Annotated in this window: 26 protein-coding genes; 13 read left to right on the forward strand and 13 right to left on the reverse strand. The window is 63.3% G+C overall.

Annotated features, from left to right (window positions below; all coding sequences use genetic code 11):
• Positions 1 to 74 precede the first annotated feature (74 nt).
• Together mutS and BLS51_RS07160 are read left to right on the forward strand one after the other, a co-directional pair.
• A complete protein-coding gene (gene mutS, locus BLS51_RS07155) occupies positions 75 to 2,720 on the forward strand; it encodes a DNA mismatch repair protein MutS (protein ID WP_229207522.1) in 2,646 nt (881 codons plus the stop codon).
• Positions 2,717 to 3,694 carry a hypothetical protein gene (locus BLS51_RS07160; protein WP_090182179.1) on the forward strand — a complete coding sequence of 326 codons (978 nt, stop codon included), beginning with the start codon at positions 2,717 to 2,719 and terminating at the stop codon, positions 3,692 to 3,694. The genes mutS and BLS51_RS07160 overlap by 4 nt, the downstream gene beginning before the upstream one ends.
• On the opposite strand, the gene BLS51_RS07165 is transcribed toward BLS51_RS07160, so the two are convergent.
• A complete protein-coding gene (locus BLS51_RS07165; protein WP_090182263.1) occupies positions 3,691 to 4,236 on the reverse strand; it encodes an FKBP-type peptidyl-prolyl cis-trans isomerase in 546 nt (181 codons plus the stop codon). The genes BLS51_RS07160 and BLS51_RS07165 overlap by 4 nt on opposite strands.
• A gap of 208 nt (positions 4,237 to 4,444) precedes the next feature.
• On the opposite strand from BLS51_RS07165, the gene BLS51_RS07170 reads away from it, so the two are divergent.
• From BLS51_RS07170 to BLS51_RS07200, 7 genes are all read left to right on the forward strand, one after another.
• Complete coding sequence (locus BLS51_RS07170; RefSeq protein WP_090182178.1) at positions 4,445 to 4,999, forward strand: carboxymuconolactone decarboxylase family protein; 555 nt, start codon at positions 4,445 to 4,447, stop codon at positions 4,997 to 4,999.
• A 2-nt stretch (positions 5,000 to 5,001) separates the two neighbouring features.
• On the forward strand, positions 5,002 to 6,072 hold the full coding sequence (locus BLS51_RS07175; protein WP_090182177.1) for an acyl-CoA dehydrogenase family protein: 1,071 nt from the start codon (positions 5,002 to 5,004) through the stop codon (positions 6,070 to 6,072).
• The gene (locus BLS51_RS07180; protein WP_229207521.1) at positions 6,069 to 7,019 is read left to right on the forward strand and encodes an ABC transporter ATP-binding protein; all 951 of its coding nucleotides are present in this window, start codon (positions 6,069 to 6,071) and stop codon (positions 7,017 to 7,019) included. The genes BLS51_RS07175 and BLS51_RS07180 overlap by 4 nt, the downstream gene beginning before the upstream one ends.
• Positions 7,016 to 8,245, forward strand: coding sequence for an ABC transporter substrate-binding protein (locus tag BLS51_RS07185; RefSeq protein ID WP_090182176.1), 1,230 nt, complete (start codon positions 7,016 to 7,018; stop codon positions 8,243 to 8,245). Before BLS51_RS07180 ends, BLS51_RS07185 begins: the two co-directional genes overlap by 4 nt.
• On the forward strand, positions 8,245 to 8,997 hold the full coding sequence (locus BLS51_RS07190) for an ABC transporter permease (protein WP_090182175.1): 753 nt from the start codon (positions 8,245 to 8,247) through the stop codon (positions 8,995 to 8,997). Before BLS51_RS07185 ends, BLS51_RS07190 begins: the two co-directional genes overlap by 1 nt.
• An 85-nt stretch (positions 8,998 to 9,082) precedes the next feature.
• Complete coding sequence (locus BLS51_RS07195; RefSeq protein WP_090182174.1) at positions 9,083 to 10,204, forward strand: cupin domain-containing protein; 1,122 nt, start codon at positions 9,083 to 9,085, stop codon at positions 10,202 to 10,204.
• A 16-nt stretch (positions 10,205 to 10,220) separates the two neighbouring features.
• Positions 10,221 to 10,697: a DUF7931 domain-containing protein gene (locus BLS51_RS07200; RefSeq protein WP_090182172.1), complete on the forward strand. Its 477-nt coding sequence runs from the start codon at positions 10,221 to 10,223 to the stop codon at positions 10,695 to 10,697.
• Between the two features lie 267 nt (positions 10,698 to 10,964).
• Here the strand turns inward: BLS51_RS07200 and BLS51_RS29665 are convergent, their stop codons facing one another.
• The 10 genes from BLS51_RS29665 to BLS51_RS07250 form a co-directional block, all read right to left on the reverse strand.
• Positions 10,965 to 11,321 (reverse strand): hypothetical protein, encoded by a 357-nt coding sequence (locus BLS51_RS29665; RefSeq protein WP_175472531.1) that lies wholly within the window; start codon positions 11,319 to 11,321, stop codon positions 10,965 to 10,967.
• Positions 11,322 to 11,381: 60 nt separating this feature from the next.
• Entirely contained in the window at positions 11,382 to 12,575 is a 1,194-nt protein-coding gene (gene bamC / locus BLS51_RS07210) for an outer membrane protein assembly factor BamC (RefSeq protein WP_175472532.1), read from the reverse strand.
• A gap of 80 nt (positions 12,576 to 12,655) precedes the next feature.
• Positions 12,656 to 13,531 (reverse strand): 4-hydroxy-tetrahydrodipicolinate synthase, encoded by an 876-nt coding sequence (gene dapA / locus BLS51_RS07215; protein ID WP_090182168.1) that lies wholly within the window; start codon positions 13,529 to 13,531, stop codon positions 12,656 to 12,658.
• A gap of 84 nt (positions 13,532 to 13,615) precedes the next feature.
• A complete protein-coding gene (locus BLS51_RS07220; RefSeq protein ID WP_090182165.1) occupies positions 13,616 to 14,164 on the reverse strand; it encodes a class I SAM-dependent methyltransferase in 549 nt (182 codons plus the stop codon).
• Between the two features lie 16 nt (positions 14,165 to 14,180).
• Positions 14,181 to 15,383, reverse strand: a complete 1,203-nt coding sequence (locus tag BLS51_RS07225) for a tryptophan--tRNA ligase (protein WP_090182163.1) — start codon at positions 15,381 to 15,383, stop codon at positions 14,181 to 14,183.
• Positions 15,384 to 15,390: 7 nt separating this feature from the next.
• A complete protein-coding gene (locus BLS51_RS07230) occupies positions 15,391 to 16,065 on the reverse strand; it encodes a site-2 protease family protein (protein WP_090182160.1) in 675 nt (224 codons plus the stop codon).
• Between the two features lie 80 nt (positions 16,066 to 16,145).
• Complete coding sequence (locus tag BLS51_RS07235) at positions 16,146 to 16,769, reverse strand: L-threonylcarbamoyladenylate synthase (RefSeq protein ID WP_090182158.1); 624 nt, start codon at positions 16,767 to 16,769, stop codon at positions 16,146 to 16,148.
• Positions 16,770 to 16,772: 3 nt separating this feature from the next.
• Complete coding sequence (htpX, locus tag BLS51_RS07240) at positions 16,773 to 17,657, reverse strand: protease HtpX (RefSeq protein ID WP_090182156.1); 885 nt, start codon at positions 17,655 to 17,657, stop codon at positions 16,773 to 16,775.
• A 119-nt stretch (positions 17,658 to 17,776) separates the two neighbouring features.
• Positions 17,777 to 18,616 carry a 3',5'-nucleoside bisphosphate phosphatase gene (locus BLS51_RS07245; protein ID WP_090182153.1) on the reverse strand — a complete coding sequence of 280 codons (840 nt, stop codon included), beginning with the start codon at positions 18,614 to 18,616 and terminating at the stop codon, positions 17,777 to 17,779.
• A 9-nt stretch (positions 18,617 to 18,625) separates the two neighbouring features.
• A complete protein-coding gene (locus BLS51_RS07250) occupies positions 18,626 to 19,513 on the reverse strand; it encodes an alpha/beta fold hydrolase (RefSeq protein ID WP_090182151.1) in 888 nt (295 codons plus the stop codon).
• 135 nt (positions 19,514 to 19,648) lie between these two features.
• On the opposite strand from BLS51_RS07250, the gene BLS51_RS07255 reads away from it, so the two are divergent.
• Both BLS51_RS07255 and hslO read left to right on the forward strand, forming a co-directional pair.
• Positions 19,649 to 20,173 carry a gamma carbonic anhydrase family protein gene (locus tag BLS51_RS07255; RefSeq protein ID WP_090182148.1) on the forward strand — a complete coding sequence of 175 codons (525 nt, stop codon included), beginning with the start codon at positions 19,649 to 19,651 and terminating at the stop codon, positions 20,171 to 20,173.
• A gap of 4 nt (positions 20,174 to 20,177) precedes the next feature.
• A complete protein-coding gene (hslO, locus tag BLS51_RS07260; RefSeq protein ID WP_090182146.1) occupies positions 20,178 to 21,140 on the forward strand; it encodes an Hsp33 family molecular chaperone HslO in 963 nt (320 codons plus the stop codon).
• Here hslO and BLS51_RS07265 read toward each other — a convergent pair.
• Together BLS51_RS07265 and BLS51_RS07270 are read right to left on the reverse strand one after the other, a co-directional pair.
• A complete protein-coding gene (locus BLS51_RS07265) occupies positions 21,137 to 22,102 on the reverse strand; it encodes a bile acid:sodium symporter family protein (RefSeq protein WP_090182255.1) in 966 nt (321 codons plus the stop codon). The genes hslO and BLS51_RS07265 overlap by 4 nt on opposite strands.
• Complete coding sequence (locus tag BLS51_RS07270) at positions 22,102 to 22,398, reverse strand: hypothetical protein (protein ID WP_229208057.1); 297 nt, start codon at positions 22,396 to 22,398, stop codon at positions 22,102 to 22,104. Before BLS51_RS07270 ends, BLS51_RS07265 begins: the two co-directional genes overlap by 1 nt.
• 126 nt (positions 22,399 to 22,524) lie before the next feature.
• On the opposite strand from BLS51_RS07270, the gene BLS51_RS07275 reads away from it, so the two are divergent.
• On the forward strand, positions 22,525 to 24,906 hold the full coding sequence (locus BLS51_RS07275) for a TonB-dependent receptor (RefSeq protein ID WP_090182141.1): 2,382 nt from the start codon (positions 22,525 to 22,527) through the stop codon (positions 24,904 to 24,906).
• A complete protein-coding gene (locus BLS51_RS07280; protein WP_139168670.1) occupies positions 24,906 to 26,093 on the forward strand; it encodes a glycerophosphodiester phosphodiesterase in 1,188 nt (395 codons plus the stop codon). The genes BLS51_RS07275 and BLS51_RS07280 overlap by 1 nt, the downstream gene beginning before the upstream one ends.

A 26,093-nucleotide genomic window follows, 5' to 3' on the forward strand; every position in this document is an offset into this window, starting at 1 on the left:
GCAAACCAAGGAATGACCAACGTGCTTAAATCATTGATTAAAAAAGAGAAATCAGAAAAATGCGAGATATCACAATGAGCACGAAACCGGTCGAAAAACTGACCCCGATGATGCAGCAATATATGGGCATCAAGAACCAGCATCCGGACATGCTGGTGTTCTACCGTATGGGCGATTTCTACGAGCTGTTTCATGAAGACGCGGAAAAGGCTGCGCGCATCCTCGGCATTACGCTGACCGCGCGCGGTTCGTCGGGCGGCCAGCCGATCAAGATGTGCGGTGTGCCGTTCCATTCGCTGGAAGGCTATCTGGCCAAGCTGGTCAAGATCGGCGAATCCTGCGCCATCTGCGAACAGATCGGCGATCCGGCCACCAGCAAAGGCCCGGTCGAGCGCAAGGTGATGCGGGTGGTCACGCCAGGCACGCTGACCGATGCCGACCTGCTGCCGGAAAAATCGGAACGTCCGCTGCTGTCGCTATGCGTCATCAGCCAGCGCAAGGTGGCGACCGCCGGCCTGGCGTGGCTGTCGCTGGCCAGCGGCGCGTTGCGCCTGATGGAGTTCTCGGGCGACAGCCACACCGTTAATACGCGCATCCAGCAGGAGCTGGAACGCATCTCGCCAGCCGAGATGCTGCGCGGCGATAACGGCGAGCTGTTTGAGGAATACACGGCCTGCCACGTCAACCGCGTGCCGGAGTGGCACTTTGACGTGGTCAGCGGCCACAAGGCGCTGCTGGACCAGCTGGCCGTGTCGACGCTGACCGGTTTCGGCGCCGATGGCCTCGGCGCGGCCTTTGGCGCGGCCGGCGCGCTGCTGCGCTACGCGCAATCCACGCAAGGGCGCGGTCTGCAACACGTGCGCACGCTGACCACCGAAACCGAAAATGAATTCATCGGCCTGGACGCCGCCACCCGCCGCAACCTGGAACTGACCGAAACCATTCGCGGCCAGGAATCGCCGACGCTGTTCTCGCTGCTGGACCACTGCCGCACCGCCATGGGTTCGCGCCTGCTGCGCCACTGGCTGCACCACGCGCGCCGCGACCAGAACGTGGCCCGCTCGCGCCACCAGGCCATCGCCGCGCTGACGCAGGCCGACGCCACCGGCTCGCTGTCGCACACGCTGGCGCAGGTGCCGGACATCGAACGCATCACCACCCGTATCGCGCTGCTGTCGGCGCGTCCGCGCGACCTCGCCAGCCTGCGCGACGGTCTGGCGCAACTGCCGGCGCTGCGCCACGGCATGCAGCGCACGCTGACCGACGCCAACGGCCTGCTGGCCAACATCCACGCCGACCTGGCCACGCCGGCAGCCTGCCTCGACCTGCTGCAACGCGCCGTCATGCCGGAACCGGCGGTGATGGTGCGCGACGGTGGCGTCATCGCACGCGGCTTCGACGCAGAACTGGATGAACTGCGCGGCCTGTCGGAAAACGCCGGCCAGTATCTGGTCGACCTGGAGACGCGCGAACGCGCCCGCACCGGCATCGCCAACCTGCGCGTCGAGTACAACAAGGTGCATGGCTTCTATATCGAAGTCACCAATGGCCAGGCCACCAAGGTGCCGGACGATTACCGCCGCCGCCAGACGCTGAAGAACTGCGAGCGCTACATCACGCCGGAACTGAAAGCCTTCGAGGATAAGGCGCTGTCGGCACAGGACCGCGCACTGGCGCGCGAGAAGATGCTGTACGACCAGCTGCTGGGCGACCTGGCGCCATTCATCGGCACATTGCAAACCATCGCCCGCGCACTGGCGCAGCTGGATACGCTGACTGCGCTTGCCGACCACGCACTGCGCCACAGCTGGTGCGCGCCGGAGCTGGTGGCAACGCCATGCATCAACATCAGGGAAGGCCGCCACCCGGTGGTCGAGAACCAGATCGAACGCTTCATCGCCAACGATTGCCGCTTTGTCGACGAACGCCGCCTGCTGCTGATTACCGGTCCTAACATGGGCGGTAAATCGACCTTCATGCGCCAGGTGGCGCTGATTACGCTGCTGGCCTACATGGGCAGCTACGTGCCGGCGCAAAGCGCCGTCATCGGCCCGATCGACCGCATCTTCACCCGCATCGGCGCCACCGACGACCTGGCCGGCGGCCGCTCGACCTTCATGGTGGAGATGACCGAAGCCGCCGCCATCCTCAACGGCGCCACCGAACACTCGCTGGTGCTGATGGACGAAATCGGCCGCGGCACCTCGACCTTCGACGGCCTGGCGCTGGCCTGGGCCATCGCCCGCCACCTGATCGAGACCAGCCGCAGCTTCTCGCTGTTCGCCACCCATTACTTCGAGCTGACGCAACTGCCGGACAGCCACCCGACTGCTTCCAACGTCCACCTGTCGGCGGTGGAGCACAAGGACACCATCGTGTTCCTGCACGCGGTGCAGGATGGCCCGGCCTCGCAGAGCTACGGCTTGCAGGTGGCACAGTTGGCCGGCGTGCCGCAGCCGGTCATCAAGGCCGCGCGCAAGCACCTGGCGCGCCTGGAAGCGCAGGCGCTGGACGCCACGCCGCAGCTGGACCTGTTTGCCGCGCCGTCGGTCGACGCCAACGATGAGGAAGTCGAAGCGCCAGCGGCAAGCGCCGCCAGCCCTGCCATGCGTGAACTGCTGGATGCGCTGGACGATCTCGATCCGGACGCACTGACGCCGCGTGAAGCGCTGGACCGTCTGTATCAGCTGAAGCGCCTGACGGAGTCGGCGCAGGCATGAACGTCGTCGTGCGCACTCACCTGCTGCTGGCCGCTATTGCGGCGCTGGCCGCAGCGGGCGCGCACGCCATGCCGCCGATTACCAAAGCCGCGCCAGCGCCAAAGCCTTTCCTGTTCGGCGTCATCGGCCATCCGCTGCAACATGGACGCGACGAGGCGGTGCTCAAGCGCGCGATTGTCGACGCCTCGCAAAACTATCCGACCTTCGTGGTCGCCACCGGCATCAAGGCCGTCAACGAAACGTGCGGCGACAAGCTGTACGCGCAGCGTCGCGAACTGCTGAACGAATCCTCGGCGCCGATGGTGGTGTCGCTGGCCGGCAGCGACTGGAGCGCCTGCCTCAACTCCGCCGGCCGCTCGAACGCCATCGAGCGCCTGAACCGCCTGCGCGAAGTATTCTATGCCGATGCTGAATCGCTGGGCATCCGCCGCATCCAGGTGACGCGGCTGTCATCCACCGCCAAGTTCCGCAGCTATGCGGAGAATGCGCATTGGGAAGTCAACAAGGTGCTGTTCGCCACCATCAACCTGCCGGCGAATAACAACCACTATCGCCCGGAGGCGGGCCGCAACAGCGAGTACGAAGACCGCCTGGTGGCCAACCGCGCGTGGCTGCATCGCCTGTTCGCGCTGGCCGAGCGGCAGAAAATGTACGGGCTGGTGCTGTTCTCGGACGGCGATCCCGGCGTAACGGCGGAGGAAGCCTTCTCCCTGCTGCCATCGTTCCAGACCAAGCAGGACGGCTTTGCCGAAGTACGCAAGCAGATACGCACGATGGCGGAAAAATACAAGGGGAAGGTGCTGCTGGTGGATGCACAAGCGGCCCAGGCGGGCGCGCAGCATGCTGAACCGGCCATTCAATGGCGCGGCAATGTGGGACACGTGAACATGGCCGCCGATTGGGCCGAAGTCCGCGTAACGCCGGGCGCCGCCACCCTTTTCACCATCAAGGGCGGCAGCGCAAGCTCCGATTAGTGGATCGGGTGGATGGCGACGTGGTCGCCCTCTTCGCCTTCGTCGTCCTCGTCACCGTGGTGGTGGCCGTGGGCGCCGTGCACGTGGCCGTGGGCGATTTCTTCATCGGTGGCTTCACGCACATCGGCAACGCTCAGCGAGAAGCGCAGCGCCATACCGGCCAGCGGGTGATTGCCGTCCAGGACCACTTTGTCGTCAGCGATGTCGGTCACGGTGAAGATCATGGCCTCTTCCGCGCCAGCTTCGCCGTCCGGCATGCCTTCGAACTGCATGCCGACTTCCAGCGGTTCCGGCAGGCGGTTGCGTTCTTCCACCTTCACCAGCGCGGCGTCGTAGTCGCCGAACGCATCTTCCGGTTCAATCTGGATGATGGACGAGTAACCGACTTCCTTGCCGTCCAGTTCTTCTTCGATTTTTGGCAGGGTGTTCTCGTAACCGCCGTGCAGGTAAACCATAGGCTGACGGCCATCTTCGATCAGATTGTCCTGGGCATCGGACAGTTTGTAATTCACAGTCACGACTGTATTCTTGGCAATCTTCATGTTGTGCATCCTTTCTGTAATTAGCCCGCGATTATACCTTGGATCGCGGATGGGCCTCCGGTGCCGGGGTGCCGCATCATCCGCATAAGGATATGCCGATTCCGTTCTGGCCGTAGCACGCCACGCCGCCTACAATCTGCCCTAAAGTAGCGAAATTGCCCGAGACTGATACTATGTCGACACCATTTCAGAAAAAAGTTGAATGATTATGCCCCGCCTGACTTTACACACCCTCGACACGGCGCCGGAAGACAGCCGCCCCTACATCGAAAAAGCCATCGCCAACAACGGCTACCTGCCTAACCTGATCGGCGTGCTGGCCAACGCGCCGGTGGCGCTGGAAACCTACCTGACCGTCTCCGGCATCAACTCGCGCGCCAGCCTGTCGCTGGCCGAGCGCGAAGTGGTGCAGATCACGGCCGCGCGCATCCACGGCTGCGATTTCTGCGTTGCCGGCCACACCGCCATCTGGCTGCGCAAGGCTGGCCAATCGGTGGAGGCGGTGCGCGCGCTGCATGAAGGCCGGCCGACCGGCGACGCCAAACTGGATGCGGTGGCTGCGTTTGCCGCCGCCGTCATCGCCCGCCGTGGCGCCGTTGATGACGCCGACCTGCAAGCCTTCCTGGCGGCCGGCTACAACCAGCAACAGGCGCTGGAAGTGGTGCTGGGCATCAGCCTGGCCACGCTGTGCAACTTCGCCAATAGCCTGGCGGGCACGCCAGTCAACCCGCAGCTGCAATCGTTCCTGCCGGGAGCAGTCTAAGCATGGCTGCGCTGCACGACTGGCTGGCGCAGAATGCCGACACGCTGGACCAGACCGAAACGCTGAATGACCAGGTGATGCCGGCGCTGGCCGCACATGGCTGCTTCCGCGCAGGCGTGCCACTGGCGCTCGGCGGCGAGCCTGGCGTGCATAACGATGTCCGCGACGCCATCCTCGGCATCGCCGACGTGGCACGCTACTCGGTGACGGCGGCCTTTGTCTACTGGGGCCAGCGCAGCTTCATTGAATACCTGCTGCAGAGCCCTAACACCGCCTTGCGCGACCGCTTGCTGCCGTCGCTGCTGGACGGTACGCTGGCCGGCGCCACCGGCCTGTCGAATGCCATGAAATTCTTGTCCGGCATGGAGCCTTTGTCGGTGCAAGCCAAGGCCGACGGTGATGACTGGGTACTGAACGGCAAACTGGCGTGGATCACCAATCTGTGGCCGCAACGCTTTGTCGCGGCGGCGGCAGTGGCGCCGGTCGACGGCGCCACGCCGCTGGTGGCGATGTTCGCCAGTGACGACGCCGGCGTGCAGCGCAGCACCAACCTGCCGCTGATCGCGCTGCGTGGCAGCCATACCGCTGCGATACAGCTGGACAACGTGAAGGCGCCGGCTGATTACATCATCGCCACGCAGGCGCCGGAGTGGCTGGCGCGCGTGCGTCCGGCCTTCCTTGGCATGCAGTGCGGGATGTCGCTGGGACTGGCGACGGCCGCGCTGGACAAGGCTGCGGCGGTGGCGGCGCATGGCCGCGGACAGCTGAGCGACAGCATCGCCAACGCCCGGCAGGCACTGGCCGGCGTCACCCAACAGTTGCTGGATGGCGTAGCCGATGGCCGCTTCGTCAGCGCCGCGCCGCAGATGTTCAAGCTGCGCATCGCGCTTGCGGAGCTGGTGCAGCAGGCGGTCACGCTGGAGCTGCAAGCCAAGGGCGGCCACGCCTACCTGACGCAGGAGGAAGATGGCTTCGCGCGCCGCTGGCGCGAATCGGCCTTCATTCCGGTGATCACGCCGAGCATCACGCAACTGCAAGCGGCGCTGGCCAAACACGCCGCAGCGACGCAATGAGCGCCACGGAACCAGCACGCGACGCCGCGACTTCCGGCGCAGCGGCAGCCGGCCGCGCCGGCGATACACCGGACCACGCTGCGGCAGCCGGCCGCACCGGCGATATTCAGGGCGGCACTGCGGCGCGTCTCGGCACACAGCCGGCGCCACGCTCGGCGAATGATGGCTGGGCCTTGCATGCCGAACGCCTGTCCTTTGCTTACGGCGGCGCTAGCAACACGTTTGCAGACATCACGCTTGGCGTACGTCCGCGCGAAATCGTTGCGCTGCTGGGCGGCAGCGGCTGCGGCAAGTCGACGCTGCTGCGCGTGCTGGCAGGCTTGCTGCCACCCAGCGCCGGCGCCGTCCAGTTCCTCGGTGCGCCGCTGACCGAGCCGAATCCACGCAGCGCCCTCGTCTTCCAGCAAGCCAGCCTGCTGCCCTGGTTGAACGTCACGGCCAACGTCGGCTTCGGACTGGACTTCGCACGGCAGCCGAAGATCACGCGCCAGCAGCACGAACAGCGCGTACAGGACGCCATCACCGCCGTGGGCCTGGCGGGCAACGAGAAGCGCTATCCGGCCGCGCTGTCCGGCGGCATGGCGCAACGGGTCGCCCTGGCACGCGCCCTGGCGCGCCAACCGGAACTGCTGTTTGCCGACGAGCCCTTCTCCGCGCTGGACGCCATCACCCGCGCCGACATGCAAACCCTGCTGGTCGACGTGGTCCACCGCTGGCACACCGCCGCGCTGCTGGTCACGCACGACATTGATGAAGCGCTCCTGGTTGCCGACCGCATCGTGCTGATGGGCGGCCGTCCCGGCGCCATCGTGCGCGAATGGCAGGTCGACCTGCCGCGTCCGCGCCTGGCCGACAGCGATGCCCTCGGCAAGCTGCGCCTCGATATCCTGGCCGCCCTGCAAGGCGTCAGCACCACCGCATCAACATCCACAGAAAGCACCATATGACCAAGCCACCTCACATCTGCGTTTCCTCCGATTGCGACTGCGGCATGACCCGCCGCGACTTCCTGCGCGTATCGGCGCTGGGCACCGCCAGCGTGGCCGCGCCGCTGCTATTCGCCGGCGACGCCATGGCGCAGCAAGGCCCGAAAGGCGACGACCAGCCGGTGAAGATCGGCTACCTGCCGATCACCGACGCCACGCCTCTGCTGGTGGCGCATGGCCGCAAGCTGTTCGAGGCCGAAGGCCTGCAAGCTGAAACGCCACGCCTGTTCCGCAGCTGGGCGCAGATCATCGAGGCGTTCGTGTCAGGCCAGGTCAACGTGATCCACCTGCTGTCGCCCGCCACCATGTCGGTGCGCTACGGCGCCAAGTTCCCGGCCAAGGTGGTGGCGTGGAACCACATCAACGGTTCGGCGCTGACCGTCGCCAAGGACATCAACTCGGTCGCCGACCTGGGTGGCAAGACGGTGGCGATTCCATTCTGGTACTCGATCCACAACGTGCTGCTGCAACAGATCCTGACCAAGAACGGCCTGTCGGTGGTGAGCAAGGGCCGCGAAGGCAATATCGGTCCGAAGGAAGTCAACCTGGTGGTGCTGGCGCCAGCCGAGATGGTGTCGGCGCTGGCCAGCAAGTCGATCGCCGGCTTCATCGTCGCCGAGCCGTTCAACGCGCTGGCGGAAACCACCGGCGTCGGCAAGGTGCTGCGCTTCTCCGGCGACGTGTGGAAGAATCACGCCTGCTGCGTCACCTTCCTGTCGGAGCGCGACATCAGCACCCGTCCGGAATGGGCGCAGCGCGTCACCAACGCGATCGTCAAGGCGCAGCTGTGGACGCGCTCCAACCAGCTCGACACCGCGCGCCTGCTGTCGAATGGCGACAGCCACAAATACACGCCGCACGCGCTGCAAGTGCTGTCCAAGGTACTGACCGTGACCGACTATGCCGACTACGAAAAGAGCGGCATCATCGTGCACAAGGACTGGAACCAGCGCCGCATCGACTTCCAGCCTTACCCGTTTGCCTCGTACACCGAGCAGATGGTGCGCGCGCTGCAAAAAGTGCGCGTGGAAGGCGACACCGGCTTCCTGCAAAAACTCGATCCAGCCTTCGTCGCCAAGGATCTGGTGGATGACCGCTTCGTGCGCAAGGCGCTTGCCGCAGTCGGCGGCCCGCAAGCGTTCGGCCTGCCGGCCAACCTGCTGCGCACTGAAACGCTGGCGATCTGATGCTGCTTCGTCGTTTTGGTTTGCCGCTGCTGGGATTTGCGGCGGCGCTGCTGTTGTGGCAAACCGGCGTGACCGCGCTGGAGAAGGACACGCCGATCGCGGCCGCCTTCGCGCCGCTGGAGGCGGGCCGGGCGCTGTTGCAGATGCTGCAAGGCCCGGACATCTGGCGTGATATCGGCCTGAGTCTGCGGCGCGTGGGCTACGGCCTGCTGGCGGCGGCGCTGATCGGTATTCCGCTCGGTGTGCTGGTGGGCAGCTCGAAGCGCTTTGCGGCAGCCACCATGCCGCTGTTCCAGCTGCTGCGCATGGTGTCGCCGCTGTCGTGGATGCCGCTGGCGGTGATGACGCTGGGCGTCGGCGACGCGCCGGTGTACTTCCTGCTGGCGTTTGCGGCGGTGTGGCCGATTCTGCTGAACACCGCCACCGGCGTCGCCCGGCTCGATCCAAACTGGCTGCTGCTGGCGCGCAGCCTGTCGGCCACGCGGACCGAAACGGTGCTGCGGGTGGTGCTGCCGGGGATCACGGCCGACATCCTGACCGGCGTGCGGCTGGCGATCGGCATCATCTGGATTGTACTGGTGCCGGCGGAGATGCTGGGCGTATCGGCGGGACTGGGTTATTTCATCCTCGACGCGCGCGACCGGCTGGCGTACAACGAACTGATGGCAGCCATCGTTTTGATCGGCATCCTCGGCTTCGCGCTGGACTGGCTGGCCCGCGCCGCCCATGCAAAGTGGCTCCACACGCGCTGATTGGCACCCCGCACGTCGATATGCTGCGGGGTCTGACCCCGTACGGGGTCAGACCCCTCTATCGCTTGGGGGTTTATAATGCGGTATGAACAAATTACCGCTCCTCGGCGACATCACGCCTGCGCAGTTCCTGCGCGACTACTGGCATAAAAAGCCACTCCTGATCCGCAACGCCATCCCCGGCTTCAAGCCGCTGCTGAGCCTTGACGCGCTGGCCAAGCTGGCCTCCACCAACCATGCCGAATCGCGCCTGGTCACCGGTTTCGACGGCGCATGGTCGCTGCAACACGGCCCGCTGGAATCACTGCCGCCGCGCGACAAGAAAGAATGGACCATGCTGGTCCAGGGCGTCAACCTGTTCGACGCCAAGGCCGATGCGCTGCTACGCCAGTTCCGCTTCCTGCCGGATGCCCGCCTCGACGACCTGATGATCAGCTTTGCCACCGATGGCGGCGGCGTCGGTCCGCATTTCGACTCCTACGATGTGTTCCTGCTGCAGGCCCAGGGCCAGCGCCGCTGGCGCATCGGCAAGCAGAAAGACCTGACGCTGATCGAAGGCCTGCCGCTGAAGATTCTGGCCAACTTCGAGCCGGACGAGGAATTCGTGCTGAATCCGGGCGACATGCTGTACCTGCCGCCGCAATACGCGCACGACGGCATCGCCATCGGCGACTGCCAGACCTATTCGATCGGCTTCCGCCTGCCGTCCTACCAGGAACTGGGCGAAGGCTTCCTGCAGTTCATGGCCGACTCGATCGACCTGCCGGGCCGTTACGAAGATCCGGACCTGAAAGCCACCGACAAGCCGGCTGAAATCCCGCGCCAGATGCTGACCGACCTCGCCGAAGAACTGAACAAGGTGCGCTTCACCGAAGAAGACATCACCATCTTCTTGGGCGAGTACCTGTCCGAACCGAAGCACAATGTGTTCTTCACCGCCCCGGCCAAGCCGCTCACCGTCGGCAAGTTCGGCGAAGCGGTGATGAAAAAAGGCCTGGTCCTGTCGCGCAAGACGCAGATGCTCTATCGCGGCAAGAACGTCTTCATCAACGGCGAATCGTTCGGCGTCGGCAAGGCCGACAAGGCGACGCTGGAAGCGCTGGCCAACAACCGCCGCCTGGCGCCGGAAGAATTCGCCGCCGCTTCGGACGACGTGCTGGAAGCGCTGTACACCTGGTATCAGGACGGCTGGGCCGAACTGGGCTAAATCACGCGGAGGCAAGATGGACAGGCAGGTCATTCCCTTCAGCATGCGGGTGGAATTCCAGCAGCACCTGGCCACTTGCCTGGCGCGCGCCGAACAGACGCTGCAAATGTTCGACCCGGATTTCAGTATCTGGCAACTGGGCAGCAGCGCCACCGATGCCCAGTTGCGCCGCTTCTTGCAGGGCGGCGGCCGGCTGCAACTGGTCGCCCACGACGGCAAGCCGGTCGAACGCGACGCGCCACGCTTTCTGCACCTGATCAAAGATTATGGCCACCTGATCGAAGTGCGCCGCACGCCAGCGCAATTACGCCAGTTAACCGACTCTTTCTGCATCGCCGATCAGCGCGATATTGTCCGCCGTTTCCATGCCGATCATTTCCGTGGAGAAGCCGTTTTTAACGGGCCTCAAGACCTGCAAATCAGCCTGGAACGTTTCCTTACAATTTGGTTAGAATCAAGCGCCGGATTGTACGCAAACTCAACTGGATTATGAGCAGTTTGGGAGTAAAATGCTGTCAACACGGTAGTTCTATGGACTTAGCCGCAAGCAGGTCCTAAACGAAATGTTGCGATACCGCAAAATAGTTGAGTGTTAGGCTTGTTGAACTATTGCGATGCACTAAAAATCGCTATAATATTCGGCTAGGAAGTTTCCGTTGTCTGGCAGGCACCTTTTAAGGTACGAAAGCCTTCGAAGACGACCTAATTGAGCGATAATTACCGGTAATTATTAATCGCAACACTGTGTTTAATTTTTGAATTAACTAAGGAAAACCCATGAAAAAATCCCTGCTGATCGCCTCCCTGCTGGCTGTGGCTCTGGCTGCTTGCTCGAAAAAAGAAGAAGCTCCTGCTGCTCCAGCTCCAGTAGCTGCTCCAGAAGCCGCTGCTCCTGCCCCAGCTCCAGCTGCTGACGCTGCTGCTCCAGTAGCTCCAGCTGCTGACGCTGCTGCTCCAGCCGCTTCGGCTCCAGCTGACGCTGCTGCTCCAGCCGCTTCGGCTCCAGCTGCATCGAAGTAATATCAGCTTGAGAAAAAAACCGGCCTTTCAGGCCGGTTTTTTTTCGTCCGCAGATTGATCGATTAATATCTCGGGCGAATAAAAAAACCGCCAGCACAGAGCGCGATCTTGAACGCGTTCAGGCTGGCGGTTTTTTTCGCCGCATTAGCGGCGAATCTTATTTCAGCTGTTCGTGCAGCAGGGTCAGAATCTTTTCTCCGACCGGGCCGGTTTCAGTCGCGCCGGCATTGCTCAATACCTTGACCACGCTGGTATTACCCTCAGCCGCCTTGACCGAAATACGGTAACGCTGCGCTTCTTTCTCCGCCTCGTCCGACGAACCCCAGCTAAACAGCTTGCTGAAGAAGCCTTTCGATTCCGCCGTATCGTTGATATAGCGGACGAAGTAAATACCTTGGGTGCGGTCGCGGTCCTCGACGGTAAAGCCGGCACGGTCCAGCGCCAGGCCGACACGGCGCCAGGCGCGGTCGAAGCCCTCGTCGACCTGTACCACGCGGTCGGCGCCAGCGCCCACCAGCGAAGCGTGCTGAGGCTGCACAATCGCGCTGTCGACAGCACCCTTGGCATCCGCCAGCTGTTCGCCGCCATTGCCCAGCTTGTTCATCATGCGCGCCAGGAATTCGGCTTCCAGGCCAGGATCGTTAGGACGCGCCATCCACTTGGTGCTTTCCTTCTCGGCGCCGACGGACACCTCCTGCACGCCGCGATGGCTGATGTAGATCTCGCTCGAACCGTCGGCACGGCGCTCGATGCGGGTACGGAACTTGTCACGCTCGCCGCTCGAATACACCGAGTCAAATACCTTGCCGATGGTGTTGCGGATCCAGTCCTGCGGAATCTTGGCGCGGTTCTCGTTCCACTCAGTTTCCATGATGCCTGCCGTCGGCAATTCCTGCGACAGCGTGAAGCCCGAATCTTCCCAGAACGATTTCAGCTGCGGCCACAGCTGCTCCGGCGTCTGCTTGATCACCAGCCAGCGCTGGTTGCCGTCGCGCTCGACCTTGATATCGCTCAGCGCGGTCTGCGCCACGGTGCCGGCGGCCGGCTGGCCTGGCACCACCACCTGGTTCAGCGCACCCGACTGGGCGGCCTTCGAGGCGTTGTAGCCGGAAGCGGTGGCCACGCCGTTGTTCGAATCCGGCAGCGAATAGCGGTTATCCTTCTGCAGTTGCGTCAGGTCCGGCGGCACGTCCAGCGTGCTGGCCTTCTTGGCGGAACGGTAGTCCACCTTGTCGTTGCCAATCACCGAACCAAGCATGCCGCAGCCCGTCAGGCTGGTCACGGTAGCCACCACGGCGCCGGCCACCAGGGCGCGCTGCGAGGAAATGAAAGCTGTCTTGCGAATAGTCATGTCGTTACTGTTTTAAGAAGCTGAGGTGCAGCAAAATATGATCCGACCAGGTCGGGGCTAGTTGCTTGTCGCTACGGATATTACAGCACGCCGGCTTCTCGCAGGGCCGAACGTACTGCCTCGTGGTAGCCATCGGCCAGTTGGACCAGCGGCAGGCGGATGCCGGATGGCATCTTGCCCATGGCCGCCAGCGCCCACTTGACCGGCACCGGATTCGGTTCAATGAACAGTTTCTGGTGCAGCGGGAAAACTTTATTGTTCAGCGCGACTGCGGTGGCGACGTCGCCGGCCATCGCCGCGCGGCACATGTCGGCCATGGCGCGCGGCGCCACGTTGGCAGTCACCGAGATATTACCGGCGCCGCCGGCCAGCATCAGCGCCATCGCGGTTGGATCGTCGCCCGAATAGACGGCAAACGATTTCGGCGCCAGGCGCAGCAGGTCGTAGCCGCGGCCGATGTTGCCGGTCGCATCTTTCACGCCAACGATGTTCGGGATCTCGGCCAGGCGCAGGATGGTCTCGTTGCTCATGTCGGCCACGGTGCGGCCCGGCACGTTGTACAGGATCACCGGCAGGTCCACCGCTTCGGCGATGGCCTTGAAGTGCTGGTACATGCCTTCCTGTGTCGGACGGTTGTAGTAAGGAACCACTTGCAGCGTGGCGTCAGCGCCTGCTTCCTTGGCGTAACGGGTCAGCTTGATCGCTTCGGCGGTCGAGTTGGCGCCAGCGCCGGCAATGATCGGGATGCGGCCCTTGGCGTGCGCCACGGTGGCCTTGATCAGGGCGCAATGCTCTTCCACGCTGACGGTGGCCGATTCACCGGTGGTGCCGGCGATGACGATGCTGTCCGTACCTTCGGCAATGTGCCAGTCGATCAGCTGATGCAAACCCTCAAAGTCCAGACTGCCGTCTGCGTGCATCGGGGTGACGATTGCTACGATGCTGCCCTTAATCATAGGAAATCACTGCGTAAAGTATTAAAACAACGATTGTAGTCGATAGGTCGCGCGCGTGGTGCATTCCGGCGGACAAATCGGCGCTCAAAATGGCGGTAAAAGCGCCGCCTCGCGGGGAAATTCGGGCTTGACGGCACACAATCGTTGCACCATGGCAGCTTTTGGGCTATCGATGATGCCGTCTTCAAAGGCCACCACCCGCAGCCCATGCTCGGTGGCCAGCGCCAGCAGCTCGCCCGGCTGCAGTAAAAAGTCCGGATTCGAAGGCTTGCCGAACTGTCCGTTGCCGTCGGCGAAGGTCTCGTAAATCAGCACGCCGTTCGGCGCCAGGCTGGCCAGCATGCCGGAAAATAACGGGCGATGCAGGTAGTTTGTGACCACGATGCCGGCAAAACGGTGCGGGCCAAACGGCCAGGCGGCGCCTTCTTCTTCCAGGTCGATGGCGCTGGTGGTAATGCCCTGGCCACAAGTGGCGGCCAGCGCAGCCGGATCGCGGTCCACTGCCACCACTTCATGCCCCAGTGCGGCCATGTGACGCGAATGGCGGCCGTTGCCGCAAGCGAGGTCCAGCACGGCGCCGCCGGGGACCAGCGGTGCGTAACGTTGCACCCACGAAGAGATTTGATCACTCATATGTTTTTACCTGCTTTTACGTATAGGCCAGGCCCATGGCCTCGCGCACATCGCGCATGGTTTCCAGCGCCAGTTTGCGGGCCACGTCATTGCCGTCGGCAACGATGGCGCGCACCAGCGATGGATCGTCCAGATACGGCTGGGCGCGCTCGTGCATGGGCTCCTGTTCCTTGATGATGGCGTCGATCACCGGCTGCTTGCATTCAATGCAGCCGATACCGGCCGAAGTACAGCCCTTGACTACCCATTCCTGGGTCGGCTTGTCGGAATATACCTGATGGAATTGCCAGACCGGGCACCGCGCCGGGTCGCCGGCATCGCTGCGGCGCACGCGCGCCGGGTCGGTTGGCATGGTCTTGATTTTCTTGCTGACCGAGTCCTTGTCCTCGCGCAGCGCAATCGCATTGCCATAGCTCTTGGACATCTTGCGCCCATCCAGCCCCGGCAGGCGCGAGGCTTCGGTCAGGCGCGCCTGCGGTTCGACCAGGATCAATTTGCGGCTGCCTTCCAGATAGCCGAACAGCCGCTCGCGGTCGCCCAGCGACAGGCTCTGGGCGTCGTCCAGCATGGCCTTGGCCTGCTCCAGCGCCTCGTCCTTGCCATCCTGCTGGTATTCGGTGCGCAGTTCGTTGTACAGTCTGGCGCGCTTGCTGCCCAGCTTTTTCACCGCTTTCTGCGCCTTCTCCTCGAAACCTTTTTCCTTGCCGTACAGGTGATTAAACCGGCGCGCGATCTCGCGCATCATTTCAATGTGCGGCAACTGGTCCTCGCCCACCGGCACCTGGCTGGCGCGGTAGATCAGCACGTCCGCCGCCTGCAGCAGCGGATAGCCGAGGAAGCCGTAGGTGGCCAGGTCTTTGTTCGACAGGTTGTCGATCTGGTCCTTGTAGGTCGGCACGCGCTCCAGCCAGCCCAGCGGCGTGGCCATCGACAGCAGCAGGTGCAGCTCGGCGTGCTCCGGCACGCGCGACTGGATGAACAAGGTCGATTGCGACGGGTCGATGCCGGCTGCCAGCCAGTCGACCAGCATGTCCCAGGTGCTGCGCTCGATGACGCCGGGATCGTCGTAATGCGTGGTCAGCGCGTGCCAGTCGGCCACAAAGAACAGGCACGGCAGTTCGGTCTGCAGCCTGATCCAGTTTTTCAGCGCCCCGTGATAGTGGCCCAGATGCATGGAGCCGGTGGGACGCATGCCAGAGACGACACGATCGGGGTACATGGCAGGCTCAGCTAAAAAGCGCCATCAGCGGATAGACCAGCACATGCCAGGCGCCCTGCACCAGGTGCATGCCGCGCACCAGGAAGCCGGTCAGCAGGCCGAACTGCAGCATCAGCACCAGGCCAATGAAGACAAACACGCCGTAGCGCTCGATGCGCGCATAAGGACGGGCCAGCGACATCGGCAGCAGGCCGGTGACGATGCGGCCCCCATCCAGCGGCGGGATCGGCAGCAGGTTGAACACGCACATGGCCGAGTTGACGTAGATGCCGGCGCGCGTCATCTGGATGAAGAAATCGCTTTGCTCCATCTTGAACACATAGGTCAGGACCACCCACAACATGGTCCAGCCCAAGCCCATGGCGAAGTTGGCAGCCGGCCCGGCAGCGGCCACGAAGGCCATCTGTTTTTTCGGATTGCGCAGGTTGCCGTAGTCGACCGGCACCGGCTTGGCAAAGCCGAGCGGCGGCAGCGTCGCCACCGCCAGCAGCAGCGGCAGGATGATGGTGCCGAACAGGTCGATATGCTTGAGCGGATTGGCGGTGAGCCGGCCAAGATTGGCGGCAGTGGGGTCGCCGAAATATCGGGCAACATAACCATGCGCGGCTTCATGCAGGGAAATTGCAAAAAGAACAGGAATGGCGTAGACCGTAGCGGTCTGAATAATGCTATCTATATCCATGGAGCGTGATTTTACCAGAGGCTGGCTTGCCTACTTGCGGCGCCGTCAAAGGCCGGCGCCCTCGCCTGATGTGGGATGGTTCAGAGTCCGAAGGCCGCCGCGTCGCCGCGCCCCTGGCGCACCAGCACGGCTTCAGCGCCGGTCAGGTCGATCACCGTGGTCGGCTCCATGCTGCAGGCGCCGCCGTCGATGACCAGCTCCAGTTGCTTGCCGAGGCGCTCGCAGATGACGTCGGCATCGTTCAGCGCCTCGGTTTCATCTGGCATGATCAGCGTGCTGCCCAGCAGCGGCTGGTCCAGCTCGGCCAGCAGCGCACTGATGATGGGGCTTTCCGGCACCCGCAGGCCGATGGTCTTGCGCGATGGGTGGCTGAGCCGGCGCGGCACGCACTTGGTGGCTTCGAGGATGAAGGTGAACGGCCCTGGCGTAGCCGCCTTCAGCAGGCGGAACTGGCGGTTGTCGACGCGGGCGTAGACGCCCAGCTCGCTCAAGTCGCGGCACAGCAGCGTCAGGTGATGTTTCTCATCGATGCGGCGGATGCGGCGCAGGCGCTCGACCGCGCCCTTGTCGTCCAGGTGGCAGACCAGCGCGTAGCAGGAATCAGTCGGCACGGCGACGATGCCGCCGCCGTGGATGATTTGCGCCGCCTGCTTGATCAGGCGGGCTTGCGGATTGACCGGGTGGACCTGGAAGAATTGGCTCATACCTTACGATTGTACGCTACGCAGCGCCGCAATGCGTTCCTCGAACGGCGGGTGGGTCGAGAACAGCGCGCCCCAGCCGCCACGGCCGCTGCTGATGCCGGACGCGGCAAACGACTGCGGCAAGGTGCCAGGCTCAACGCCGTTCAGGCGCGCCAGCGCATGCTGCATCGGCACGGTGCTGCCCAGCAGCTTGGCCGAGCCGGCGTCGGCGCGGAATTCGCGCTGGCGCGAGAACCAGGCCACGATGATCGAGGCCAGCAGGCCGAACACGATCTCGCAGACAAACACGGTGATCATGTAGCCGATGCCGGGACCACGGCGCTCTTCGTTGCCCTTGTTCAGCATATTGTCGACAAAGAAGCCGACGATACGCGCCAGGAACACCACAAAGGTATTGGTCACGCCCTGGATCAGCGTCATGGTCACCATGTCGCCATTGGCGATGTGCGCCACCTCGTGGCCGAGTACGGCCTCGACTTCGTCGCGGTTCATGCTTTCCAGCAGGCCGGTCGAGACGGCGACCAGCGCCGAATTCTTGAACGCGCCGGTGGCAAAGGCGTTCGGCTCGCCTGGATAAACCGCCACTTCCGGCATGCCGATGCCGGCGCGCTCGGCCAGCGTGCGCACGGTATTCACCAGCCACAGCTCGGTGGAATTGGACGGATTGTCGATCACGCGCGCGCCGGTCGACCACTTGGCCATCGGCTTGGAAATCAGCAGCGAGAAAATGGCGCCGGTAAAACCGACCACCAGCGAAAACGCCAGCAGGCTGCCAAGTTGCAGCTCGCCGCCTGAGCCTGGACGGCCGATGCCCAGCAGCGACAGGACGATGGACAGCACCAGCATCACGGCCAAATTGGTGGCGATAAACAGGACTATGCGTTTCATGTAAGGGTCTCCAGTACGGGCAATAGCCCCAGATGATAAGGTAAGACCGGCTTAACGCAAAATCAAGATGGTGCTCGACGGTAATCCAGCGGGCGGATTACCGCGCTCAGAACCCGCGCTTAGAACCAATCGTGCCAGACCGGCGTCACATTCGCGGGCAGCGATGGCAGCGCGGCGAAATCCACGCGCGATTCGCCCGGCGCATGGAAATCCGTGCCGCGCGACGCCAGGAAGCCGTAATAATTGGCCAACTGCGCATACTCCGGATACTGGTCCGGCGTGTGGCTGCCGGTCACCACCTCGATGGCGCTGCCGCCCAGCTGCTTGAATTGCCCGAACAGCTCGCCCTGCGCCAGCGGCGTGAAGCGGTAGCGGCCCGGATGCGCGATGACGGCAATGCCGCCGGCGTTGCGTATCCAGTTGACCGCCTGTTCCAGCGTCGCCCAGCAATGCGGCACGTAGCCCGGCTTGCCTTCAGACAGGTATTTCTTGAACACCTCGCCGGTGTTGGCGCAGGCGCCGATTTCCACCAGGTAGCGCGCAAAGTGGGTGCGCGACATCAGGTCCGGATTGCCGACATACTTCAGCGCGCCTTCATAGGCGCCTTCAATGCCGATCAGCTCCAGTTGTTTGGCGATCTCGCGGCCACGGTTGTCGCGGCCGGAGCGGGTGCAGGCCAGTCCGTCGACCAGCGCCTGATTGTTCTCATCGAACTGCAGGCCGACGATGTGGACGGTTTCATTCGCCCAGGTAATCGAGATTTCGACGCCGGTAACAAAGCGCATGCCCTGCTCTTTTGCCGCCGCACGCGCGGCCGGAATGCCGCTGACCTCATCGTGGTCAGTCAGCGCCCACACATCCACGCCCGCCTTGCGCGCGGTTTCCGCCACGGCAGCAGGAGCAAGGACGCCATCTGAGACGTTGGAATGACAATGCAGATCGACTTTCATATCAGGCATTGTACATGGTTAGCTGGCGAGGAATTCCTCTATCATCTGCGCCAGTGCTTGAGGCTGGTCATGGTGCAGCATGTGGCCGGCGTCGCAGACCAATTTTTTGGTAACGTCGCGCAGGTGGCCGAGGCGGCGCTCCAGTTCCACGCGGCCGGCCGGCTTCGCGCCCATCCAGTCCCACATATTGGTCTGGTCGGCTTCCACCCACAGCACTGGCGCGGTGATCGCCTGCCAGCAGGCCATGACGTCATCGACGTGATATGGCAGCGGGCCGGCCTGCTTGTGCACCGGATCGCCGAGAATTTCCCATTCGCCCGCATCATTCTGCGCCGACCAGTGCTGCGCCAGGAAGGCGGCCTTGTCGTCGCTCAGGCGTGGATTGGTTTTCTGCAGGCGCGCGGCGACGGCGGCCTGGGTCGGATAGCTGCGCATTTCCGGCTGTTCCAGCAGGCTGTCCATCCATTTGGCGTAGCGGCCCGGCGCCTGCTCCGGCTTGGCGGCACGCAGTCCGGCGCCTTCCAGGTTAATCAGTTTGCGGATGCGCTCCGGCCGTGCGCCGGCGTACAGGCCGACGATGTTGCCGCCCATGCTATGCCCCAGCAGATATACCGCCTGGTCCGGCGAGTAATGGCGCAGGATGGCGTCCAGGTCGGCCAGGTAATCCGGGAACCAATAGGTATCCAGCCCGCTGCGCTGCGACAGGCCGAAACCGCGCCAGTCCGGTGCGATGACGTGCCAGTCCCCCTTCAGCGCATCCACCACGAACTGGAACGAGGCGCCAACATCCATCCAGCCGTGCAGCATGAACAGCTTGGGCGCGCCTTCCTTGCCCCAATGGCGCACATGGCAGCGCAGGCCGCGGATGGTCAGGAATTCGGAACGGGAAGAAGTGTGCTGGCTCATTTCTATGACCTTGAAAATGGGTGGGCTGGCGCCATATCGGAACCTTGCTAGCCGTAAAGCAAAATAATAGCACGACCGTTCGCTATGCGCGCAAGCGTAAAATAGCGTCATCCCACCGCACACAGCCAGGTTCCAATGTCAATATACCAACTGGGCGATCACACGCCCGAGATTGCTGCATCGTCATTTGTTGCCGATACTGCCACTGTGATTGGCAAGGTCAGCCTGCACGAGCACAGCTCGGTGTGGTTCGGCGCGACGCTGCGCGGCGATAACGAGCGTATCACCATCGGTGCCAACAGCAATGTGCAGGAAGGCACGGTCATGCACACGGACATGGGCTACCCGCTCACCGTGGGCAGCAACGTGACCATCGGCCACCAGGCCATGCTGCATGGCTGCACCATCGGCGACGGGTCGCTGGTCGGCATCCAGGCGGTGATCCTGAATGGCGCGAAGATCGGCAATGGCTGCCTGGTCGGCGCCGGCGCCTTGGTCACCGAAGGCAAGACATTCCCGGACCACTCGCTGATTATCGGCGCGCCGGCCAAGGTCGCGCGCCAACTGACGCCGGAAGAAGTCGCCGCGCTGCAAGGCAGCGCAGACAGCTATGTCAAACGCGGTCAACTGTTCAAGACGCAACTCAAAAAGATCGGATAAAACAATGAGCATCACCCCAACCACCACTGGCCAGGACACCCTGCAGAAATTCATCTTCGACAACGCCGCCGTGCGTGGCGAGCTGATTGACATCTCCGCCACCTGGCGTGAAGTACAAGCACGGCATGACTACCCTGCCCCGGTCAAGAAAGTGCTGGGCCACATGACGGCTGCCGCCGCGCTGCTGTCGGCCAACCTGAAGTTCAACGGTTCCATCATCATGCAAATTCATGGCGACGGCCCGGTCAGCCTGCTGGTGGTCGAATGCGACGCCGAACTGCGCCTGCGCGCTACCGCCAAGCTGAGCCCTGGCGAGACGGTGGCCGACGACGCCACGCTGACCTCGCTGCTGAACGCGCACGGCAAGGGCCGCTTCGTCATCACGCTGGACCCGCTGGAAAAAGTGCCGGGCCAGCAGCCCTACCAGGGCATCGTGCCGCTGGACGGCGACGACGTGGCGACCGTCATTGAAAACTACATGCTGCGTTCGGAACAGCTGGACACCAGGCTGTGGCTGGCGGCTGACGATAATGTCTCGCGCGGCCTGCTGCTGCAAAAGCTGCCTTACCACGGCGGCAAGGCTGAAGCCACACCGCTGAACGAGGAAGAAGCGCTGGAAACCTGGAACCGCGCCGTCATCCTCGGTTCAACGCTGAAGGAGCAGGAGCTGCTGGAAACCGGCATCGACGTGCTGATCCAGCGCCTGTTCTGGGAAGAGACCATCCGCGTGTTCGATCCGCTGCATCCGCAATTCCATTGCAGCTGCACGCGCGAGAAAGTCGGCAATATGCTGAAGATGCTGGGCCGTGAGGAAGTGGAAAGCGTCATCGCGGAGCAAGGCCATGTTGGCGTCAACTGCGATTTCTGCGGCCAGCACTACGAGTACGACAAGGTCGATTGCGCGCAGCTGTTTGCCAGCGATGCGCCAGTCGAGACCCTGATCCCTGCCGGCGACGCCAAGCACTAATCCACTTCTTTGGCGTAGCGCTGCGCCAGCACGGCGCAGACCATCAGCTGCAACTGGTGGAACAGCATCAGCGGCAGCACCACGGCGCCCAGCGCGCCGCCGGCAAACAGGACCTTGGCCATCGGCACGCCGCTGGCCAGGCTTTTCTTGGAGCCGCAGAACACGATCGCAATCCGGTCTTCGCGATTGAAGCCCAGGCGCCGCGCCGCCTGCGCGCTAATCGCCATCACCAATCCCAGCAGCAGCACATTGATGAACATCAGGCCGGCCAGCGTGCCCCACGACACCTGATGCCACAGCCCCTCGCCTACCGCCTCGCTGAAGGCGGTGTACACCACCAGCAGAATCGAGCCCTGGTCGACCAGGCGCGTCAACGGCTTGTGCTTTTCCACCCACGCGCCGATCCAGCGCCGCGCCACCTGGCCAGCGATGAACGGCAGCAGCAGCTGCAAGGCAATCTGCAAGGCTGACGCCAGCGGCGAGCCGCCCGACATCTGCGCCGTGGTCAGCAAGCCCACCAGCACCGGTGTAATGAAGATGCCGAACAGGTTCGACGCCGAGGCGCTGCAAATCGCCGCCGGTACATTGCCGCGCGCCGCCGCCGTGAACGCAATCGACGACTGTACGGTCGACGGCAGCATGCACAGGAACAGGATGCCCAGGTACAGGTCCGGCGTCACCAGCGGCGTCAGTACCGGCTTCAGCAGCAAGCCCAGCAACGGGAACAAGGCAAATGTGCACAGCATCACCAGCAAGTGCAGGCGCCAGTGCGTGACGCCGGCAATCACCGCCTCGCGAGACAGCTTGGCGCCATGCAGGAAAAACAGCAGCGACACCGCCACGTGCGTGACGTTGTTGAAGATCACGGCGCCCTGGCCGTGGCAGGGAAACAGGCTGGCCGCGATCACGGTAACGATCATGGCCAGCGTAAAGTTATCCGGCAAAAAACGGGGGCGCTTCATCATCCGGGGCACTTCACTTCCAGCACGTCGATCGCGCCGACGGTTTTAGCAGCGGTGGCGCTGCGCACCAGGTCTACCCGCTCCAGGCAATCACGGCGGAACGGACGCTTGTAGGTGCGCGTACACGGCGTCACCACACCAACGTCGCTGCCGGCGTTGCAGTAAAAGCCCTCGGCCTGCATGCGCACCAGCGCCTGCTCCATCGGCATACCGGGCTGCACGGTCTGGGTGACGAAGTGGCCCAGCTTCGACTGGTCGATTGAGCAGGCTGTCAACACCAGTGGCAAGGCTGCCAACAAAAATCTCCGCATCTGCGATCTCCTTATTTCCAGACAGCAGTGTAACGCATGTGCGCGTCATGATCCGGTCACACTCCACACCTATGATGCCCAGCGTTATTCATCCATCAACCTGAGCAAATAATGAACAAAAAATTCTCCGTCGTCCGTTTTGCCGCACTGAGCATCCCTATGCTGGCCATGGCCGCCAACGTTGCAGCCGCAGTTGCCGACATGGCCGACACGCCCGCCGCTGAAACAGTCACGGAAGCCGCTGCCGCCGCGCCGATCGCCAGCGTTGAAGTCGCCACTCGCAAGACCCGTTCGTCGGTTGAACTGGGCAAGAACGAGATGCAGAAAATACTGCCGGGCGTGAATCCGCTGAAAGCGCTGCACACGCTGCCAGGCGTCAGCTTCCAGACCGCCGACCCGTGGGGCAATAACGAGCAAAACCTGTCGCTGTTCATCCACGGGTTCAGCGGCTCGCAACTGGGCTACACCATGGACGGCGTGCCGCTGGGCGACCAGCAATACGGCAACTACAACGGCCTGTCGCCACAGCGCGCCGTCATCAGCGAAAACGTCGGCCGCGTGATCCTGTCGTCGGGCGCCGGCGATCTGGCCACCGCTTCCACCAGCAACCTGGGCGGCACCATCGAGACTTTCTCCAGCAACCCGCTGCCGAACGCCAATTTCTCGGCGCAGCAGACGGTCGGCAGCTACAAGACCTCGCGCACCTTCCTGCGCTACGACACCGGCAACTTCGGCGACGGCAACAGCGCCTACATCTCCGCCACGCACCACGAGCAGAAAGCCTGGGACTTCGACGGCCGCCAGGGCGGCGACCAGATCAATGCCAAGTTCATCAACAACAGCAGCCTGGGCAAGCTGACGCTGTACGTCGCGTACTCGGACAAGATCGAGCCGAACGAAGACAGCACCGTGCGCTCGGCCACCGAGAAGTATCAGCCTTACACCCGTCCGTTCATGTATCCGAACTTCCAGCAGGCGCTGGGCTACCTGTCGGCCACCGGCGCTACGCCGGCTGCGGAAGGCAACAACTACCGCAACTACTACAGCGACGCGCAGCGTACCGACTATCTGACCTACGCCAAGTTCGACATGAACCTGGGCGAGGCGACCACCTGGTCGAACCAGGTCTACTACCACAACGATGATGGCGTCGGCGTGGTGGCTGGGCCGATCGGCGTAGCTGGCCTGCCGGCACTGTTCGCGGTCTACTTCCCCGGCCAGAACCTGAAACAGGTGTTCGGCAACTCGGGCTACGCCACCCGCACCACCGAATACGAAATCAACCGCAACGGCTGGCTGTCGACCTTGAAGACCGAACTGGGCGACCACAATCTGCAAGCCGGCCTGTGGTTCGAGCACAACCGTTCGTCGGCGTATCGCCGCTGGTACGCGCTGGATGTCAACAATCCAAGCTCGCCATACGACCGTCCGGCCAATCCGCTGATCACCCAGTACGGTAGCGAGATCGACAACAAGGTGGTGCAGCTGCACCTGCAGGATGAATGGCGCATTCGCCCTGACCTGTCGCTGCAAGCCGGCTTCAAATCGAGCCTGCAATTTGCCGATGGCCAGTTCCCGGTACAGCCGAAGAACGGCGCGATCGCCAACTCGACCGCCCTGCCAGTCGGCAAGATCGACACCAAGAAATGGTTCCTGCCGCAGATCGGCGGCCGCTGGGATATCACGGCACAAGACCAGGCTTTCTTCAACATCCAGAAGAATATGCGCCAGTTCGTCACCTACGGCGGTGGCGGCGCATCGCCATGGAGCTTGTCCAGCCAGGGCGCGTTCGACCTGTTCAAGTCGACTGCAAAGCCTGAGACTTCGATCACCTACGAAGCCGGCCTGCGCACCAGCCACCAGCTGAACGGCGACGTGTTGACCGGCTTTGATGGCCAGATCAACGTCTACCACGTCAACTTCAAGGACCGCCTGTTGCAGATCAGCCCGACCTCGGTGATCTCGTCGATTATCGGCGGCAACCTGGCGGTGCTGACCAACGTTGGCGCGGTCAAGACCAACGGCATCGACTTCTCCGGCACGCTGCACTTCGGCCGTACCTTCTCGCTGTACAACGCGCTGTCGTACAACCAGTCGAAATACGACGACAACTACATGAACGGCAACGCCGTGGTGCCGACCGCCGGCAAGAAAGTCCCGGGCAGCCCGGAGTGGATGGATAAATTCGTCGCCACGCTGAACCTGGCCGATACCGAGTTCCAGCTGGGCGGCGACTACGTCGGCAAGCGCTACGCCACCTACACCAACGACCTGCAGGTGAAGAGCTACTTCCTGATGAACCTGGGCGTGTCGGGCAAGCTGCCATTCCTGAATGGCGGCTGGGTGAGGAACGCGCGCTATCGCCTGAACGTCACCAACCTGACCGATCGCAAGGGCGACCTCAACGTAGTAGTCGGCGCGGCCAGCGGCACGTACAATACCTTCCCGATTGCACCTCGTCAGGGCTTCCTGACTTTGATGGCGGACTTCTGATGACCAAACTTTATTTACCGCAGCGACTATCGCGTCGCGGCTTCATCCAGACAGCGGCGGCGGCGGCAACCGCTGCGGCAGCAGGTTCGTCGTTGCTGCTGCCGGCGGCGGCGTTCGCAGCCGGGCCGGTGGCAGGCGACCAGTCCGGCCTGCCGGGCGTGGGCCCGGTCGGCGCCGGCACTGGCCGCCCGCTGGTATTTGGCCACCGTGGCGCCAGCGCGCTACGTCCCGAGCACACGCTGGCCGCGTATGCGAAAGCCATCGCCGATGGCGCCGACTACGTGGAACCCGACCTGGTCAGCACCAGGGACGGCGTGCTGGTCGCGCGCCACGAAGCCTTCCTCAGCGAAACCACCAACGTCGGCACGCGTCCCGAATTCGCCAGCCGCAAGACCCGCAAGACCATCGACGGCGAAACGCACGAAGGCTGGTTCGTCGACGACTTCACGCTGGCCGAACTGAAAACGCTGCGCGCGGTGGAGCGCATCCCGCAATACCGTCCGGGCAGCGCGCAGTACAACGGCATGTTCCAAGTGGTGACGTTTGAAGAAATGATCGACTTCGTGGCGGCCGAAGCGGCGGCGCGCGGCCGCATCATCGGCATCGTGCCGGAGCTGAAGCACTCCACCTACTTCGCCAGTGTCGGCCTGCCGCTGGAAGACCGCTTCCTGTCGATTCTGGCGGCACACGACTACACGCGCCGCAACCCGGTCGAGATCCAGTCGTTTGAAGTGGCCAACCTGAAATACCTGCGCGGCAAGCTGGGCCGCCGCGCCAATCTGCGTCTGATGCAACTGGTCATCGGTGAAAACGTGCGTCCGATGGATGTGGCGGCAGCAGGCGGCACGCTGACCTTCGCCCAAATGTGCACGCCGGCCGGCCTGCGCGATATCGCCCAGTACGCTGACGTCGTCGCACCGCCAACGCGCGCCATCATCCCGCTGAACAAGGACGGCACGCTGGCCGCGCCCTCCTCGCTGGTGGAAGATGCGCACAAAGCCGGCCTGCGCGTGGAACCCTGGACCTTCCGTCCAGAAAACCAGTTCCTCGCCGCCGACTTCCGCAGCGGTGCCCTGACGGCCCGCAACGAAGCCGGCTCCATCGCCGAAATAAAGCGCTACATCGCCACCGGCATCGACGGCTTCTTCACCGACGACCCCGCCCTAGGCCGCGCCGCCCTAGGCTAA

The sequence above is a fragment of the Duganella sp. OV510 genome (assembly GCF_900100205.1).
In the GTDB taxonomy this organism is placed as follows: Bacteria; Pseudomonadota; Gammaproteobacteria; order Burkholderiales; family Burkholderiaceae_D; genus Rugamonas.

Excerpts from the sequence above, each read along its gene's own strand:
- mutS (WP_229207522.1), top strand. The coding sequence starts at position 75 with ATGAGCACGAAACCGGTCGAAAAACTGACCCCGATGATGCAGCAATAT.
- BLS51_RS07160 (WP_090182179.1), top strand. The coding sequence starts at position 2,717 with ATGAACGTCGTCGTGCGCACTCACCTGCTGCTGGCCGCTATTGCGGCG.
- BLS51_RS07165 (WP_090182263.1), bottom strand. The coding sequence starts at position 4,236 with ATGAAGATTGCCAAGAATACAGTCGTGACTGTGAATTACAAACTGTCC.
- BLS51_RS07170 (WP_090182178.1), top strand. The coding sequence starts at position 4,445 with ATGCCCCGCCTGACTTTACACACCCTCGACACGGCGCCGGAAGACAGC.
- BLS51_RS07175 (WP_090182177.1), top strand. The coding sequence starts at position 5,002 with ATGGCTGCGCTGCACGACTGGCTGGCGCAGAATGCCGACACGCTGGAC.
- BLS51_RS07180 (WP_229207521.1), top strand. The coding sequence starts at position 6,069 with ATGAGCGCCACGGAACCAGCACGCGACGCCGCGACTTCCGGCGCAGCG.
- BLS51_RS07185 (WP_090182176.1), top strand. The coding sequence starts at position 7,016 with ATGACCAAGCCACCTCACATCTGCGTTTCCTCCGATTGCGACTGCGGC.
- BLS51_RS07190 (WP_090182175.1), top strand. The coding sequence starts at position 8,245 with ATGCTGCTTCGTCGTTTTGGTTTGCCGCTGCTGGGATTTGCGGCGGCG.
- BLS51_RS07195 (WP_090182174.1), top strand. The coding sequence starts at position 9,083 with ATGAACAAATTACCGCTCCTCGGCGACATCACGCCTGCGCAGTTCCTG.
- BLS51_RS07200 (WP_090182172.1), top strand. The coding sequence starts at position 10,221 with ATGGACAGGCAGGTCATTCCCTTCAGCATGCGGGTGGAATTCCAGCAG.
- bamC (WP_175472532.1), bottom strand. The coding sequence starts at position 12,575 with ATGACTATTCGCAAGACAGCTTTCATTTCCTCGCAGCGCGCCCTGGTG.
- dapA (WP_090182168.1), bottom strand. The coding sequence starts at position 13,531 with ATGATTAAGGGCAGCATCGTAGCAATCGTCACCCCGATGCACGCAGAC.
- BLS51_RS07220 (WP_090182165.1), bottom strand. The coding sequence starts at position 14,164 with ATGAGTGATCAAATCTCTTCGTGGGTGCAACGTTACGCACCGCTGGTC.
- BLS51_RS07225 (WP_090182163.1), bottom strand. The coding sequence starts at position 15,383 with ATGTACCCCGATCGTGTCGTCTCTGGCATGCGTCCCACCGGCTCCATG.
- BLS51_RS07230 (WP_090182160.1), bottom strand. The coding sequence starts at position 16,065 with ATGGATATAGATAGCATTATTCAGACCGCTACGGTCTACGCCATTCCT.
- BLS51_RS07235 (WP_090182158.1), bottom strand. The coding sequence starts at position 16,769 with ATGAGCCAATTCTTCCAGGTCCACCCGGTCAATCCGCAAGCCCGCCTG.
- htpX (WP_090182156.1), bottom strand. The coding sequence starts at position 17,657 with ATGAAACGCATAGTCCTGTTTATCGCCACCAATTTGGCCGTGATGCTG.
- BLS51_RS07245 (WP_090182153.1), bottom strand. The coding sequence starts at position 18,616 with ATGCCTGATATGAAAGTCGATCTGCATTGTCATTCCAACGTCTCAGAT.
- BLS51_RS07250 (WP_090182151.1), bottom strand. The coding sequence starts at position 19,513 with ATGAGCCAGCACACTTCTTCCCGTTCCGAATTCCTGACCATCCGCGGC.
- BLS51_RS07255 (WP_090182148.1), top strand. The coding sequence starts at position 19,649 with ATGTCAATATACCAACTGGGCGATCACACGCCCGAGATTGCTGCATCG.
- hslO (WP_090182146.1), top strand. The coding sequence starts at position 20,178 with ATGAGCATCACCCCAACCACCACTGGCCAGGACACCCTGCAGAAATTC.
- BLS51_RS07265 (WP_090182255.1), bottom strand. The coding sequence starts at position 22,102 with ATGAAGCGCCCCCGTTTTTTGCCGGATAACTTTACGCTGGCCATGATC.
- BLS51_RS07275 (WP_090182141.1), top strand. The coding sequence starts at position 22,525 with ATGAACAAAAAATTCTCCGTCGTCCGTTTTGCCGCACTGAGCATCCCT.
- BLS51_RS07280 (WP_139168670.1), top strand. The coding sequence starts at position 24,906 with ATGACCAAACTTTATTTACCGCAGCGACTATCGCGTCGCGGCTTCATC.